19 protein-coding genes are annotated in these 13,649 nt (G+C 51.4%); 15 read left to right on the top strand and 4 right to left on the bottom strand.

Going from position 1 to position 13,649, the window contains the following annotated elements:
• Positions 1-283: 283 nt before the first annotated feature.
• Entirely contained in the window at positions 284-541 is a 258-nt protein-coding gene (locus KR52_RS14350; protein WP_156957673.1) for a hypothetical protein, read from the bottom strand.
• On the opposite strand from KR52_RS14350, the gene KR52_RS08375 reads away from it, so the two are divergent.
• From KR52_RS08375 to KR52_RS08335, 9 genes are all read left to right on the top strand, one after another.
• Complete coding sequence (locus KR52_RS08375) at positions 540-827, top strand: hypothetical protein (RefSeq protein WP_156957672.1); 288 nt, start codon at positions 540-542, stop codon at positions 825-827. The two genes, KR52_RS14350 and KR52_RS08375, sit on opposite strands and share 2 nt — an antisense overlap.
• A 49-nt stretch (positions 828-876) precedes the next feature.
• The gene (locus KR52_RS08370) at positions 877-1,575 is read left to right on the top strand and encodes a GIY-YIG nuclease family protein (RefSeq protein WP_038554654.1); all 699 of its coding nucleotides are present in this window, start codon (positions 877-879) and stop codon (positions 1,573-1,575) included.
• Between the two features lie 165 nt (positions 1,576-1,740).
• Positions 1,741-2,121 (top strand): DUF3303 domain-containing protein, encoded by a 381-nt coding sequence (locus KR52_RS08360; RefSeq protein ID WP_162175613.1) that lies wholly within the window; start codon positions 1,741-1,743, stop codon positions 2,119-2,121.
• A gap of 529 nt (positions 2,122-2,650) precedes the next feature.
• Positions 2,651-2,836 (top strand): hypothetical protein, encoded by a 186-nt coding sequence (locus KR52_RS15120; protein ID WP_038554644.1) that lies wholly within the window; start codon positions 2,651-2,653, stop codon positions 2,834-2,836.
• Positions 2,754-3,002, top strand: a complete 249-nt coding sequence (locus KR52_RS13700; RefSeq protein ID WP_371257709.1) for a DUF1651 domain-containing protein — start codon at positions 2,754-2,756, stop codon at positions 3,000-3,002. Before KR52_RS15120 ends, KR52_RS13700 begins: the two co-directional genes overlap by 83 nt.
• A gap of 115 nt (positions 3,003-3,117) precedes the next feature.
• The gene (locus tag KR52_RS14345; protein ID WP_156957670.1) at positions 3,118-3,492 is read left to right on the top strand and encodes a hypothetical protein; all 375 of its coding nucleotides are present in this window, start codon (positions 3,118-3,120) and stop codon (positions 3,490-3,492) included.
• A complete protein-coding gene (locus KR52_RS08345; RefSeq protein ID WP_156957669.1) occupies positions 3,485-4,009 on the top strand; it encodes a hypothetical protein in 525 nt (174 codons plus the stop codon). Before KR52_RS14345 ends, KR52_RS08345 begins: the two co-directional genes overlap by 8 nt.
• Positions 4,010-4,425: 416 nt before the next feature.
• Positions 4,426-5,271, top strand: coding sequence for a hypothetical protein (locus KR52_RS08340; protein WP_038554638.1), 846 nt, complete (start codon positions 4,426-4,428; stop codon positions 5,269-5,271).
• 244 nt (positions 5,272-5,515) lie between these two features.
• Positions 5,516-5,740 (top strand): hypothetical protein, encoded by a 225-nt coding sequence (locus KR52_RS08335; protein ID WP_038554635.1) that lies wholly within the window; start codon positions 5,516-5,518, stop codon positions 5,738-5,740.
• A gap of 309 nt (positions 5,741-6,049) precedes the next feature.
• On the opposite strand, the gene KR52_RS08330 is transcribed toward KR52_RS08335, so the two are convergent.
• Positions 6,050-6,226, bottom strand: a complete 177-nt coding sequence (locus KR52_RS08330; protein ID WP_084221970.1) for a DUF3104 domain-containing protein — start codon at positions 6,224-6,226, stop codon at positions 6,050-6,052.
• Positions 6,227-7,112: 886 nt separating this feature from the next.
• On the opposite strand from KR52_RS08330, the gene KR52_RS14340 reads away from it, so the two are divergent.
• Complete coding sequence (locus KR52_RS14340; RefSeq protein WP_156957668.1) at positions 7,113-7,502, top strand: hypothetical protein; 390 nt, start codon at positions 7,113-7,115, stop codon at positions 7,500-7,502.
• Between the two features lie 734 nt (positions 7,503-8,236).
• Positions 8,237-9,283, top strand: a complete 1,047-nt coding sequence (locus tag KR52_RS14335) for a hypothetical protein (protein WP_156957667.1) — start codon at positions 8,237-8,239, stop codon at positions 9,281-9,283.
• A 365-nt stretch (positions 9,284-9,648) separates the two neighbouring features.
• Here the strand turns inward: KR52_RS14335 and KR52_RS13695 are convergent, their stop codons facing one another.
• Together KR52_RS13695 and KR52_RS14330 are read right to left on the bottom strand one after the other, a co-directional pair.
• The gene (locus KR52_RS13695; RefSeq protein WP_071840214.1) at positions 9,649-10,104 is read right to left on the bottom strand and encodes a cupin domain-containing protein; all 456 of its coding nucleotides are present in this window, start codon (positions 10,102-10,104) and stop codon (positions 9,649-9,651) included.
• A 66-nt stretch (positions 10,105-10,170) separates the two neighbouring features.
• Positions 10,171-10,335 carry a hypothetical protein gene (locus KR52_RS14330; protein WP_156957666.1) on the bottom strand — a complete coding sequence of 55 codons (165 nt, stop codon included), beginning with the start codon at positions 10,333-10,335 and terminating at the stop codon, positions 10,171-10,173.
• Positions 10,336-11,815: 1,480 nt separating this feature from the next.
• Between KR52_RS14330 and KR52_RS08315 the strand changes: the two genes are divergently transcribed.
• The 4 genes from KR52_RS08315 to KR52_RS14325 all read left to right on the top strand — a co-directional run bounded on the left by KR52_RS08315 (position 11,816) and on the right by KR52_RS14325 (position 13,648).
• On the top strand, positions 11,816-12,016 hold the full coding sequence (locus tag KR52_RS08315) for a hypothetical protein (protein ID WP_253912357.1): 201 nt from the start codon (positions 11,816-11,818) through the stop codon (positions 12,014-12,016).
• 39 nt (positions 12,017-12,055) lie between these two features.
• Complete coding sequence (locus KR52_RS08310) at positions 12,056-12,439, top strand: hypothetical protein (RefSeq protein WP_253912356.1); 384 nt, start codon at positions 12,056-12,058, stop codon at positions 12,437-12,439.
• Positions 12,436-12,984, top strand: coding sequence for a DUF1543 domain-containing protein (locus KR52_RS08305; RefSeq protein ID WP_038554621.1), 549 nt, complete (start codon positions 12,436-12,438; stop codon positions 12,982-12,984). The genes KR52_RS08310 and KR52_RS08305 overlap by 4 nt, the downstream gene beginning before the upstream one ends.
• A 250-nt stretch (positions 12,985-13,234) precedes the next feature.
• Positions 13,235-13,648: a hypothetical protein gene (locus KR52_RS14325; protein WP_156957665.1), complete on the top strand. Its 414-nt coding sequence runs from the start codon at positions 13,235-13,237 to the stop codon at positions 13,646-13,648.
• Position 13,649: the final 1 nt, after the last annotated feature.

The following is a 13,649-nucleotide window of genomic DNA, read 5'->3' as shown; positions in this document are numbered from 1 at the left end:
CAATGGGGTTGGCTGCAGCAATGGTGCAAAGCCATCAGTGAATGTGGTGCACCACCACGGATGCCATGACCGCTGAACAGGCGCTGGCAGAAGCCAAGGCTCTTTATATCGACCAGAAGCCCGTGGGCGGCGCCCCAATAGCATGGGCGGAATCAAAGTGGCAAACCGCGTTCCCTGGTACAAGCAATAGATCCGCAGGGCTTATCCGTTTGAGACGTTTGAGGACGCCGAAAGAATGTTCTTTGGAGACCTGCAAAGCGTGCTGGCGTATGTAAACCAGGGGTTAGACCCAAACCTGATTGGCGATCTCCAGCAGACCTTCAGGAGCCTCTGCCGGCAGGCCAAAGGTGTTGCTAATCGCATCCATCAGAGCGATCCATAGGATCTGCAGCGCCGGTTGGCGATCTTCGGACTTAACCGCGTATACCTGGACTAATTGCTCGACAAGTCCATGTATACGTGGATGTGCTGTGGACATCGGAGACGAGGCCACCATGCAATTCACCGGAGAATCCAGGTACGCCGCAGCTGATGTGCTCATGACCCTCCAAGTCAAAGGCGGTTTTGATGACAAAGAAGCTTGGGGCCTTCGCCTGACCGCTCTGGCAGTCCTGCTTGGCCTTAACGACGAAGGTCTCAATGCTTTGAACCGCACCTCTGATCAGCTAAGCAACGTCGCCGAACTGTTTGGCATGGCCATCACTGAACTGGTGACCACTTGGTGGAATGAGGACCAAATGGTCAAAATTTCCCTTATCTCGCTGAGATCCGCGATGCACTCAATGGCGATAGCAATGCTGTCGAAAATGCCATCGATTGGGAACTAATCCACCGAGCCTACTTGGGCGCTGCAACCAAGTTCATGGAGAAAGGTTGATGGATAAATGCGATCTATATCTCGTCCTTGATCACTACAGCGGTGCCTTCAAAATCGACATCAGCAAGCATCCTCAGACACGGCTAAAACAGATCTCCGCTCATTACGACGTCGGCAGGGCCAGCATCATCCAGACCACTTCGTTCACCACCCGCGATGCCGCACGCAGCTGGGAGTCAAACATTCACAAGCGCTACGCCATCTACACGTCACCAGAGCAAGGTGGGCGTGAATGGGTCGACCTCACAGATCAGCAGAGCAAGGACTTTGTTGAGTGGATGGAAGCATCCACCAGCAAACGAGCCATTAAGGTTTTGAGCGTAAAGGCTTCTGTTACTAAGAACCCCGATCAACTTATGCGTGATCGCTTTGCACGCGGTGCTTTCGCCATGTTTATCTCCATCGGCCTTGTCCCTGGTGTGGCCAGGGCTATGACCGAAAATGGTTATGCCACCGTGGCGATCTGGACTGGCTTCGGCGCAGCAGTTGGTATGGGAGCCAAGAAGCAAGAAGAGCAGTCGTCCAGTTACACCCTTGATGGCAAACCGCTCAACTACATCCTTAAGAGTGAATACCAAATGATGGGTCTGTGGGACGAGCGAATCTCCACCCTGGAAGGCGTCAAACCCGTGGGTTGGGAGCTGCCTCAATCCACCACTCCTGATACGGCGGCAAAGCTGTACGAGCAAGGCAAATGACTCCAAGAGAAGACACCCAGTACAAGCAGCAACATGACGAACCAGTGACAGAAAAGCCGATATGTGTTCGCTTCCCTCAGTCCGTTGACACCTACCTGCGGGGCTTGGACGATCAAAGCCAGTTCATCCGTGATGCAGTGGCTAAGGCGATTGAGGAGCAGGCTGATGTCGCCTGCGCTGCACGAAATCCACGGTTCTAGTGCTAGAAGGAGGCTTAACTTTTCAGAACAGATGCAGCTTTACAACGTCACTTGGCAATTCCCCGAGATCGAAGGGCAAAAGGCTGCTTACGCCAAGTTGATTGAGTACATGGCTAGCGGAGCCGAAGGCGATCACATTGACGGCTTCGAATTGATCAGCCGCACTCACTGCCCTCAAACTGGCAGTGGCGTAGTGATCTGCAAAGCAGAAAGCAGCATGGTTCTGTTCAAGCATTTCGCCCCCTGGCGCGCGATGTTCGGAGTGGAATTCGATATGCAGCCCGCTTTCACCGATGAGGAGGTCTGTGCATGCCACAAGGACTTGTTCGAAATGATGAGTGCCTGATTGAGGCTCACGCTCTGACAAATGTTTTTGGAGCCCCTGCCTTTGCGGGGGCTTCTTTTTGTTTCAGAAGAGCGGGGAACACTCATGGCAGTCACGCATGAGCCATGACCACCGATACCCGCATTGCCCTGTTCCTGATGGGGGAATTGGTTACAGCACTACGAGCCAATGACCCTGACACCTTCTAGCGTTGGCTGCTTGGGGGTGTCCAAGACCTTGGAGAACAAGCGGTAACTGAACTTCTCCTGGACTGACTGGCTCCCTTCCTCTACGAAGCAGAACAAGACAGGCTCCTGGCCTGGCTCCTGGGGGTGAGCCTCTAGTCAAATGAAGAGGCTGCAGGTCGGGTGATTAAGCGCAGTCGTTTGTTGTCGGCTGGCAACGATCTGATGGAGTCCGACCAACCAACAAATGCGTTCAGGCTCCGTGCTGCCCACGATCCGGGAGCTGCGTTGGCCCTGCCTCAACCGGGCTCGTTCCTTCCGGTAGGCCTGGAGTTCAGATGAGATGTCGAGCTTCAAAACAGGCGGTGAAGGGTTTCATCGGGCAGCTGCTCAACCCGCGTCAGACGCTGGAGTTCATCGATCAACATCGAGCGCAGGTGGACTGGCAACGCATCCAGCTCCTGCTGGCTGATCGACCGCGACGAATTCTGGATCTGGCGGTTTCATCGGGACGAGAAGGCATGGATCCAGGATCCCAAGGTCTTCGTTGATCGGGGCCGGAGCATGCCCGATGACCCGCCACTGCTCAAAGAACGCCGTTACCTGCGCAAGGACGCGCTGCCGACCAGCTGTGGCAATCACTCCAAAGCCAAGGCTGGAAACGGTTGCAGACTCCTGCCTGGGGTGCAGCGGTTGAGGTCTGACTCCCTCACCTAGGGGAGCGTATTCATCAAGTCCTCACTGAATTCCCCCCAAATAGGGGAGGAAGTTTTTCGTCGAATCGTTGATTGTGTGTTGAAGGGGCGAGAGCCTTGCACTTCACCTCAGATCAATGACTGAACACAGGAAGGGTTGGGAGCACGAAAGCTATCCCCCTGCAGTTGCAAATAATTCATCACCAAACTCAAGCTCTCCTCCAATCTTTGAACAGAGGGCTAAGCAAAAAGCTCGATGGCAGCACAAGGTTGTAACCATTCAGCAAACGATAGGCGGATGGATTAGTCATGGAGTCTTCAAAGTAATTGTTGATGGTGTTGAAAATACTGATATTGTGAGCGGAAAAAGTCCTGGTCCTGCCAATCAAGAAGCATCTATCGATCAGGTCTTGAATTATTTTGCAAGAGACGGCTGGCGAGTAGAAACAGCTCTTATGTCGCAGAAAGGGGATACATCTTTCCAGTACGTAATGACAAGAAGAGTTGATTGAAAATCCTGCCAATCATCCCGTCAGGAAGCCTGATGCCCTTGGGCTGAAAGCTATGCAAGACCCTCAAGGGAAAAGCAGGGGACGTGTGTGTCGCTATCCAGCTCCCGACAAAACATTCTTCTTCTACAACCAACCAGCTATGAACACGATCAATACCATCCCGCTAGCTGCACTCGTAGTTGCAGCAGCAACCCTGCCCGTTGCAGCGCAGCAGCTCACACCAACACCTGAAGAGGTTATTCAAGACTTACTCAATAAGGGGGTTCCGATGGAGCAAATCGAAGAAATGATGGAGCAAGCTGAAACTAGGCGTGGTCGCAGTGCAAAAACGCGAATGGAATCTCGACTGAAAGACGGGGCGGTGTCGTTGGATGGTGCAGGGTTTGTTTGCGAAGGCCTGACCTGCAAAGTACCCGCTAACAAAAACTTTTCGCTGGCTACCCCGATGCCCACTCCAGTGACAAACAGGAAGCCACGCATCTGCGGAACCATCAACGGCAAACTTCAGTACTGCTGACCAATATCTTGTCGGGAAGCCTGATGCATTTGAGCTGAAAGCTATACAAGACCCGCAAGGGGAAAGCAGGGGGCGCTTTGTGTCGCTATCCATCTCCCGACACGATTTTCTTTAAATCAATCCATAGAGCTTCTGGCTTTCAAGCCAACACAGAAAATTCTTCAATCTAGCAGCACCATGTCTTCTATTCATGCCCCACCTTCTTACCCGCCTCGGGCTAAGCCTCCGGCTCAAAGTCCTTCGCCAAGTCCACCTATTCATGCAATTGGCTGGGTTGTTGGCGGAATTATGATTTTCAATGGTCTCTCAAGTATGGCGAATGAGAAAAGTGCAATTCATCAGATCTATACAACACTGAATAATGGCTTTAGTGCACAACTTGTACTCATGGGATTTGCAATAAAGGAGTCAAGCAAATGAAAGTCAACAATGATTTCAAAAGCAACATCAGCAAGATCATCCTACTTGCTGGATCTATTACTGCATTGCTTGCCGGATGCTCTCCGTCGCCAAAGAAAATTTTAGAAGTTTATTTGAAATTTGACCCTTATTCTAAAGATAGGTATGAGACGATCTGCGAAAAAGATTATGTGTCACTTGGCGACCTTCAAAGCTATTACTTATCTCCACTGCGAAGAGAGCATAAAAACTGGAAGACAAGTGAAATTCGCGAAGTAGATCGTGTTGGTAATAGTATTTATTTTGAAGCAGATCACACTCATGAAGGCAAGAGCTTTACATCCACGTATTTAGTTGTAAACAGAAAGGAAGGCGGACCTTGTGTCTCATGGTCAAATGGAGGAAGATTCTCTGCTAAGGCGACAAGGCTTGTCAGATACCCCTCGGAAAAGATTACTATATGGGCAAAAGTAGAGCTTGATGACTACTATAATTACGACTTCGAGGATAGGCAGCGAAGCCATATGTCATTGAAAATATTGACTGGTAGCGACACGTGGGACTGGAAAACTGTATATATTCCCTACGATGGAAATGAAGAGCTTTACGATCATCTTTCTAGCAAAGAGCAGGAGTTGGTTAAGATGACTGTAAGTCGGAGCTATGCTTTAAATTTAGATCCTGAACTCGTTGATAAGCTCAAAAAATCTCTTTATGGCACTCACGAATCTTCCGGAGACACGAGTCCTTTCATCGGAAGTTCTGTTAATTATGATGCAGATCTTGGCTATGTTAGGCCACATATAACCGATGCTGAAGATATCTTATTTGCCCCTACGGCCGTCCCCGTGATCCTGAAGTAGTTCGTTCGCGAAACTTGGCTCTGGTGAATTGAATTGAGGCATGTCGTATCTCTCTCGGCAAGCGTTAGGTAGGCCGTTCGAACGAACCTGCAATTACCTTTCAACTCCGGGCTTGTGGAGTGGTGCCTTCAATGCTTCTATCGCTAGGGGGCGGTCTTGCCATCTGCCTCTTGTTGCTTTTCTGAATAACAGCCTCGAAGTCTGATTTACCTCTCCCACAGGGGAACACTCATTTCAGTCACGCATGAGCCATGACCACCGACACCCGACTGCCCTGTTCCTGATGGGGGAATTGGTTACAGCGCTACAGGCCAATGAACCTGACACCTTCAAGCGTTGGCGGCTGGGGGGCATTCAAGATCTTGGAGAACCAGCGGTTACTGAACATCTGCTGCACTGCCTGGATCCCTTCCTCTCCGAAGCAGAGCAAGACAGGCTCTTGGCCTGGCAACTGGGGGTGAGCCTCTAATCAATTGAAGAGGCTGCAGGTCGGCTGATTCAGCGCAGTCGTTTGTTGTCAGCTGGCATCGATCTGATGGAGTCCGCCCAGCCAACAAAGGCGTTCAGCCTCAGTAATTGCCCTTTGCAGCTGGTGCTTCAGCTGACTGGCTGCGAGGGCAGTCACCAGCGTTGGCACCGCCAACGAAAACAGCCAGGAACATGACCGCGACGATGATGCCGCCGCCTACGTAGACAGGATTAGGAAGTTTCATAACCATTACGCTAACGACGTTTTCAGGCCCTGGGCACGTCATTTGATACGAGGATAGCGTTTAAATCAGACCCTCGGACAGATATGGGTCACGAGGTCAGCGTTGACCCAGTTGATGACGCCGCTATCGACATCAGCCACCTGGAACAACGTTGGGATTTTGGGGTTCCTGGCACCGTCATCGACCCAGATCACATCAGCCATACGCCAAGCGCCATCCGTGTCAGTGACGACCAAAGTCATGCCTGCTTTGACGTGAAGGAACACTGCTTCCGAATAGGAGCCGTGACGCCGCAGTGACCAACGTCACAGACCTGCATGAGGCAGGTCAACAAATTCAAGGTAGAAATCAGAGATGGTGTAAGCATCGGAGGGAAATACCCCTCGAAATACCATTCAATTCGGAGATTGAATCATGCTTGATACAGAAGCTATCGACCATCGTTCTTTTCTTGAAGGGGAGCATTCATAAATAGACATTGGAAATGTCTCAACACTTCAGTTTGTCTATGGATTCCAGTCAAATTGTAGTTGGAGTTCATCCTCTGCTGTCGCAACCTCTACTCTAGATAATCCGTTTGGCACCTTATATGACCCTAAAAATAATGCTTCTATGAACAATCTGATTGAAGCTAGCTTTGATCAATATCGTGATCTTGAAGGAATGTCTAAGTTTCTCAATAAGGTTGGCAATTTTTCTGCTGATCTCCATACGCATGCCAAGCAAAATATAGCAGGATTCTCCGGCGCGACCTCGGATGGACCCGCTGATCCCAGCGATTCATTCGAAGAAAGTTAACAAGATTTCTTTGATGTCCTGAATAGATCGCCTTCTGGTCAAATCCAAGACTCGGGAACAAAAGGGGTATCTGATTTTTCCGGCGTGAGTCTTTCCGGGATTGATTTAGTGACAGGAATCGACAATAATCAAGGATCTTCCGAATCAGATCTTTGAAGAAAAATTGGAGGTTCAATTGCCGATCAACACAACACAAGCCCAACCGGATCAGACGATGGCTTCACACCATCTGATGGAGTTGATGTTATTCAAGGCATGATGACATCGTGCACTCTTTGGCCATTCACTCCCCCGCTGTTGCGGGCAGCTTGTGGAACTTTTGGAGTGATGATGGAATTGACGGAAGAATACATTGAGGATCGACAATCAACTGGGACTTCAGAGCATCTAGATCCACAGGAAAATCAAACTAATGATTCTTCTAGCGAGTCCTGCCAAGAGAGAGTCTGCCCAACCGATCCAGATGGTGAAAGCGGCATCTACACAGGACCTCGAACCAATCCAATCGACTTGAGTCAAGCTGACGTGGGCCAACCAAGCCCTGAAGATGGATCATTCGGCCCTGAGCTGACGATTCCCTGGCATTCATATGCTGATGATCGACCCACACTCCTAGACATAACAGGGCAACCATCAAAGTTGACTCGAAGTGTTCGTTTTGACGAAAAACGTGCATTTACTCTTGACCCAGTTGTTAATCCTGTACCAGACGAGGTTTGACTCATATTTCTGCCTTGCTAAACCTCTCTAAGTTGTGAATATTTTGAGCTGCTCCAATTGTTAGACGTATCAGCAAGGTGGGATCGTTGAAGTGTATTTTTTCTTTTTGTTGGGCATTCAGGATTTTTGCCCACATTTTGGGCACCTCGAAATGCTTCATCGACAGGCTGCATTACGTGCCTGTCGATCAACACAGCATTCACAACCAATGACCACCGCCGACAGATAGAGGCTCTATGGGATGTGCATCAGCAACTCGATGCTCTGTTCACCCCTGAGAAGATCAACACCTACCCATGCCTGGAACACCTGAGCGACCTGATCAATGACCTCGAACTAGTGGACAGCGATTGACTTCACTGAACTGTGCAGGGACGTCTCAGAGTTTGTTGAGATTGTAGACACGAATATGCAGTCTCATGTATGCCATCACATCCCTCTTCGGTTGTGCCTGGAGGAAGTATTCCACACTTCAGCAGCATGAGATTTCAACGGAGCCGCCCACGTTCCTCATGAACGGTTCATCTACCATTTTGGTTGCTGGTGAAACTCGTTCATTCACAACCCCATTAAAATAGTCTGATCCAAACACAACTGAGTGACCCGTGTCATTGCGTGAATGGTCAAACATAAACCAGGGGAGAGTTGAGATTTATCCCTATATCGAATTGTGACCTCGTCGAGACCGAAATGCTCGGTCGTTACTAGCCTACTAAATATCAGTGAACCAAAACATGTTACTGACTCTCCTGATTGCTGGATTAACGCCTGTCGCTCCCTTCTCAACAACAGCGTCTCAACAGCAACCTGCAGCAACAGAACGATTAAATTTTCAAGCATCTAAGCCCATATTGACGAGTGGACTCGGACAAGGTTTCTGTTGGGCCAAGGTTCCCTACCCCAGCGGTCCTGTGACGAAATTAACCAACTATTGCGGTGGAGGTGGAGAAGGCAAAAAAGACATCAGCTGTAGCCCATTCACCTATCGTCCCTTTCAATTCAATCTCGACCACAACACACCCAACCCATGTGGTGGTGGACCCTACGAAGACATCATTGCAGGTGCTCAATGGCAGATGGGTGCAAGAACATGGGCAAGCTTTCCTGCGGGTAGTCGGACTGATTATTGGGTGTTTCACAACTGCGATGGAGCCGGAATTCAACCTGACTGCTTAGGTGACATCAAATACATCGAGCGATTTGATGGAAGTCCGTCACAACCAGGTTGCGGAAAAGGCCCCCACGGCAGAAATCACTGCACCTTCACCCATCCAAACTCAGGAACAACATTCGGCCGTATGAAGTATTGGGCTGGATGGTACAACGTTGGAGATGACATTGAAACCGGGAAAATTTGCGGAGCAGGAGCCAGCATGGCTCGCCCCTGGAATCCTGATGTTTGCAACAGTATTCGCTCAATCAACAACGGAAAAAACCCTTACAAAAATGTTGATGGTGTCAAACACGCCTTCACGTTTGCCCTCTTCCCCTGGGTATGTGAGGCAGACTCTTCGATGCCAAATACCAACTTCACATCACCCAGCATGGATTCTTACGGAGTAACAAACGGGTGGAAGTGCTATGCCGATAACGAACCAGGCGGCACAGGTGGCTGGCCGCCCTTTATTGAAATATATTTCGCTGGACTCTTCCTTGAGAGTGGCGATAAATACGTGCTAAGGCTGGACAAGTGGATGATTAATAACAGTGCTACACCCGAACTGGTTGGGAAGGGATACGCCATTTATCCATGCAATAGCGGCGACAACTGTGAGCGTTAAGCAACTCAACAATGAACTCTATGAGATGCATACATAATGCCATCGCTAAAAAATAAAGCCTGTCAAGGAGAAATTCAGTTAGCGCTGCTTCTCAAAATTCATGCACGACCCAACGCAGCAGGCGCTTGAAGATGTCAGTATCAATGGTTCGCAGTGACGCAATGCTTTCGCAGGGCAGTGCATGTGTGTGCAGCCATGCGTTAGGAAAAACGGCCAGGAGTGCTTTCAGCTTTCGGGAGCCAGCCCTACTGCAACCACCCGAAGGAAGCGCCTGGGGGCTGTCATGTGCTTGATGACGGAAAGCCCCTACTGACCTGCTTCACTGGATATTGTTTCCAGTGAAGTGGTGAAATTGATGAGTGTTTCTAGTTCAAGCCAGATTCAATCTTTGTAATGACGGGCTGACCAGGTGTCACCACAAAGGAATCAATGAGTACGACTGGCTCGTCTCCAAGATTTGCGGCAGACATCGGAGTATTTGGTGGCATGTAATAACACTCACCCGGACCATACTTAACATCTTCTTTCCCCTCAACAAAGTCTGTTATCTCGCCCGAGATAATGCAGGTAAACCCCCCAAATTCATGGATGTGAATAGCAACTCTGGTTCCAGGAAGCCTTGTACCTCTGCCAACAAGCAATTGCAGTCCATCTGGCCTGACGACGTCAATTAGCTTCGTAATATTGACAAGTCCAGCGACTTTCCCTGGTGGTGTTTCACCATTAATGAGGTTTGTGGGGGAGATCTCTGCAGGTTTGGCGCTGACTGCAGACAGGCCACTGATGGCAATAGCGGCTGCGGTAAGTGTGGTACGGATCATCTTGTCCGAGGCAATTGCTAGTCGTACTCCAGGATTATCTCGTAATGGCTATGGGCCACATCCGGTTCAGATGATCCCTGCCCGCTGCAGCAGGAACTTGTTTGGCGCTTTGCCACCTGAAACTGGTGTCATGATCCAGGCCAGCCGCAACGATTCTCCCCTTGTCGTTCGACAGGTATCGCCGTCGTCACAGGAGGTGAACACATCGGAAGCAACAGCAGAGAGCAGCATCAGTGATGTCGATAGGCTTGAACGATGACGGGGTCAACTCGACCTGATCCTCAGAAACCTCGTCAGGAGCTGACCCTTCGGAGCATCCGCTGTCTGTTTGGTCTCTGTTCGTCCGACACGTCGTGGTCTTCAGTGCATAGGGACGTGAAGCTGCCCTCCCTGATCACACACACACGAGGTGATGGAACCTGGCGGGTGTGTGGATGATATGACAACGGATCATGACCCCAATCCGGCTCGATTTGATCTGCCCTCAGAATTTATTAGCCCGAAGCCAACCAATCATGCCGCTGTGTGCATTGACTGAGGCCCCACCTCGTGCCCGGTTTTGGACGATGCGTACCTCGTACCAAATCCCTCTCTGCCCAGACAGATGACGTTGAACAGTATTGAGTATGTGCACCGAAGAACCAGTTCCCAATAAACCTTGTTCAATATTGGGACATTCCCTGCTCACCGACTGAACGGAGGCTGGTGTCTGAAAGCCACAGTCGCGCAGGAAAGCAGCTGACTTTGTTTGCTGGAGATGCGGGTGCGGTCCTGGATAAGGGTGGGCAATCGCTACGCCATGAACTAATGCTGTAGCGGTTATTCCTCCAAGAAGCCCTTTGTGCAAGGACTCAAACAGGTAAGACATTGTTTGGGTGGGAACGAACAAACAAATGATTGCCCGATTGCCGTGTGCGAAGTGTGAGACAGATCTTGGTTGAATGTGATTTGAATCACAGACCTAGTGTCCGGGTCTCGCCTCTGCCAGAGGAGCATGCTCAAGGCCGACAGCACAGCAGAAGGCTCCATGGATGAGCCATAACAACCAGACCAGAACTCACTCCTGAGATCAATCACCAGGAATGACTGTCAGAAGCTGGTCTTGCCCGCGTTAGTACTTTGCTGGGACTGGCGGTCATGGACCGAGCTCCGGCTGTTGCCTTGCGCCTACGTGGTGACCCGAATCGTTCTGCCGAAAGAAAGACGATGTGCATCAATCCACAATCTCAACAGGGTGAGCATTGAGTTCGTTCTAGAGCGGTTCAACGCCTGAGAAACGAAGCCATCTGAAAAGAGTGTTGATCTGGTAGCGCGATCCAATCGCCAAACAGATGATCTCGAGGTTGAAAGCAAGTGTGATCTCAAGCACTCAGACCCCGTAAAATCTCAGTCGCGAACATGAACGAAGGTGGCCAAGCTCGCAGAGATCAGACTCAAGCAAGTTCCACAACTCAACACGGCCAACAGCTCACCCCTGATTCGGAAACACAAAGAAGTTCTGAATTGGATGATGAGAACACTCTCGCTGGACACCTACGGCCTCACCTGGTTGCAGTTCATCAAAGGCTTTGCTTGTGGCGGTTTGGCCGTTTGGCTGCTGACGCGCTGAGATCACCCGTGAACATCGGCCACGACCTGGCTCAGGCCGTGGCCATGCATCCTTCCCTCGAACGCACAACCGTTGCTATCGGTTGGACATTGCAACCAACTGATGAGCCGTTATCCCGTCTTTTATTGCACACCAGAAGGCGTTGGTGCTGGGTTCAGGCCCGTTGAAGCGGCAGATGCCTATGAAGCGGAGCAGATCGTTCAGCGAGAGCACCCTGGTGCCGTGACGGCCTCTCTGAGCGAGCGCGTCACCAACGAAGCGGAGATCCGGCGGTTGTTTGTGGCCTGGCTGAACAACGTCTGAGCAGATGAAGCAGCGGAGGGTTGCATGGGAAGCACTGCGATGACTGTCGCGCCACCCAGCTGGCTGGAGATGGATGTTGACACGTACAAGCGACTGCTGAACCGTTCAGCAGTGACGATCACCAAGCGGGCCAAGAAGCGAGGAGCCACCTTTCAAGTCAAAGAGGCGATGGAGGCCATCCACGGGGCTTTCCACCGGTGTGACGGAACCGATCCGTATGACGGGCTGCCCTTGAACGGTCGACATCTGGATGACTGCCGAGATCCGACGGTCTGCCACGTCGACAACGACGGCATCGCCAACGTTGAGATCCTGAGTCTCCAGACCATGGAATCCAAGGGATCCATGAATGTCGAAGAGTTCATCGCTCACTGCCGCGCCGTCGTCGCCCATGCCGACAACACGTCAACGGCACAGCGATGAGCAGCGCCCTAAAGCTGTTCCTGGTGGTGCTGGGGGGGCGTTGCTCGGGCTGCCATGTCGAGCAACACGATGTGCGTTGGGTTGTGGGAGAGAGCATCGAGGCCACACTGCCGGCACTGCGCCAGGAATGGATCGGCCTTCGCCGTGGCCTGCATATCGACAGCTACCGCTGCATCGACCGCAGCGATGGGTACCGCATTGAGGTTGTTGAACAACCGGAGCAACCAGCCAATGCTGCTGATGGGCCACGTCTCTGGTTTGTCAACCTTGGGGCCTATGACCCGACAACGATGGCGGAACAGCACGCGTTCGGAGTGATCGTGGCCCGTTCGTCAGCATCGGCCAAAGCCCGTGCACGCCAGCGTTGGCTTCAGGGACAGGAACAGGTGCATAAGGATGATCTTCACAGGGTCGAGATGGACCGTGCGCTGGATGATCTGCTGCCGATTCATGGCAATGGCCAATGGCATCTGAAACTGATTGCCGACGCCCAACATGACGAGGCTCCAGAACACCCTGACTGGTACGGCTACTGGACCATCTGATGGCCCAGCTGAAGCCAAACGTCGGTTAGAACGATTGGCCTGGATGGGAATGTGTCGTGTTGATTCTGATCCTCCTCGTTCTCACTGGCTCCTATGCCGGCCTGTGGGCGCTTCGCTTTGTGCTCGAACAAAACACAGAAACGAAATAAGGCAGACGGGTGCCAGGCAGCATCCGGTCATATTTGAACGGGAAGCAGACATGGTTCACCGGTCCAACCGGAATACGTTGATCCCAGTCCATTGATCATCCATGTCCCTCGCTCAACGTCTCGGCACTGCTGCACTGTTTGTCGCTGTGGCCGGAATCGGCCTGGCTCCCGAAAGTCAGGCCCATGACGATCACCACCAGCATCACCATTCCCGCAAGAAGAAGAAGGCCTATGACAAGGGATACAGACAGGGCTACAGGAGAGCCATTGAAAACAGTTACCGACGCTATGAATCGGTGTATACGCCGGTTCCCAGAAGGGTGGTGCTCGCACCATCACCCTGGATCGGTCCACGGGTCTACGCCTACCCCCATGGCATGGGGAACCGGAGAGTCATCGAAAACAGATACCGAAGCCATGCCCCGGTTGTCGCACCATCACCTTGGGTAGGCCCACCGGTCTATTCCCACCCCCACGGCCTTCACGTCAACGGCAGGTTCGGGTTCAATCTGTAGG

It is taken from the genome of Synechococcus sp. KORDI-52 (assembly GCF_000737595.1).
Taxonomy (GTDB): domain Bacteria; phylum Cyanobacteriota; class Cyanobacteriia; order PCC-6307; family Cyanobiaceae; genus Parasynechococcus.
The sequence above is the reverse complement of the archived record's forward strand: the minus strand, read 5'-3'. Positions and strand labels throughout refer to the sequence as shown.

Coding starts and splice junctions, on each gene's coding strand:
- KR52_RS08370 (WP_038554654.1), top strand. CDS start 877: ATGGATAAATGCGATCTATATCTCGTCCTTGATCACTACAGCGGTGCC.
- KR52_RS14335 (WP_156957667.1), top strand. CDS start 8,237: ATGTTACTGACTCTCCTGATTGCTGGATTAACGCCTGTCGCTCCCTTC.
- KR52_RS08360 (WP_162175613.1), top strand. CDS start 1,741: ATGTCGCCTGCGCTGCACGAAATCCACGGTTCTAGTGCTAGAAGGAGG.
- KR52_RS14350 (WP_156957673.1), bottom strand. CDS start 541: ATGAGCACATCAGCTGCGGCGTACCTGGATTCTCCGGTGAATTGCATG.
- KR52_RS08330 (WP_084221970.1), bottom strand. CDS start 6,226: ATGACTTTGGTCGTCACTGACACGGATGGCGCTTGGCGTATGGCTGAT.
- KR52_RS14345 (WP_156957670.1), top strand. CDS start 3,118: ATGACTGAACACAGGAAGGGTTGGGAGCACGAAAGCTATCCCCCTGCA.
- KR52_RS08340 (WP_038554638.1), top strand. CDS start 4,426: ATGAAAGTCAACAATGATTTCAAAAGCAACATCAGCAAGATCATCCTA.
- KR52_RS08315 (WP_253912357.1), top strand. CDS start 11,816: ATGAGCCGTTATCCCGTCTTTTATTGCACACCAGAAGGCGTTGGTGCT.
- KR52_RS14330 (WP_156957666.1), bottom strand. CDS start 10,335: ATGCTGCTCTCTGCTGTTGCTTCCGATGTGTTCACCTCCTGTGACGAC.
- KR52_RS14325 (WP_156957665.1), top strand. CDS start 13,235: ATGTCCCTCGCTCAACGTCTCGGCACTGCTGCACTGTTTGTCGCTGTG.
- KR52_RS08335 (WP_038554635.1), top strand. CDS start 5,516: ATGAGCCATGACCACCGACACCCGACTGCCCTGTTCCTGATGGGGGAA.
- KR52_RS08375 (WP_156957672.1), top strand. CDS start 540: ATGACCCTCCAAGTCAAAGGCGGTTTTGATGACAAAGAAGCTTGGGGC.
- KR52_RS13695 (WP_071840214.1), bottom strand. CDS start 10,104: ATGATCCGTACCACACTTACCGCAGCCGCTATTGCCATCAGTGGCCTG.
- KR52_RS08310 (WP_253912356.1), top strand. CDS start 12,056: ATGACTGTCGCGCCACCCAGCTGGCTGGAGATGGATGTTGACACGTAC.
- KR52_RS08305 (WP_038554621.1), top strand. CDS start 12,436: ATGAGCAGCGCCCTAAAGCTGTTCCTGGTGGTGCTGGGGGGGCGTTGC.
- KR52_RS14340 (WP_156957668.1), top strand. CDS start 7,113: ATGGAATTGACGGAAGAATACATTGAGGATCGACAATCAACTGGGACT.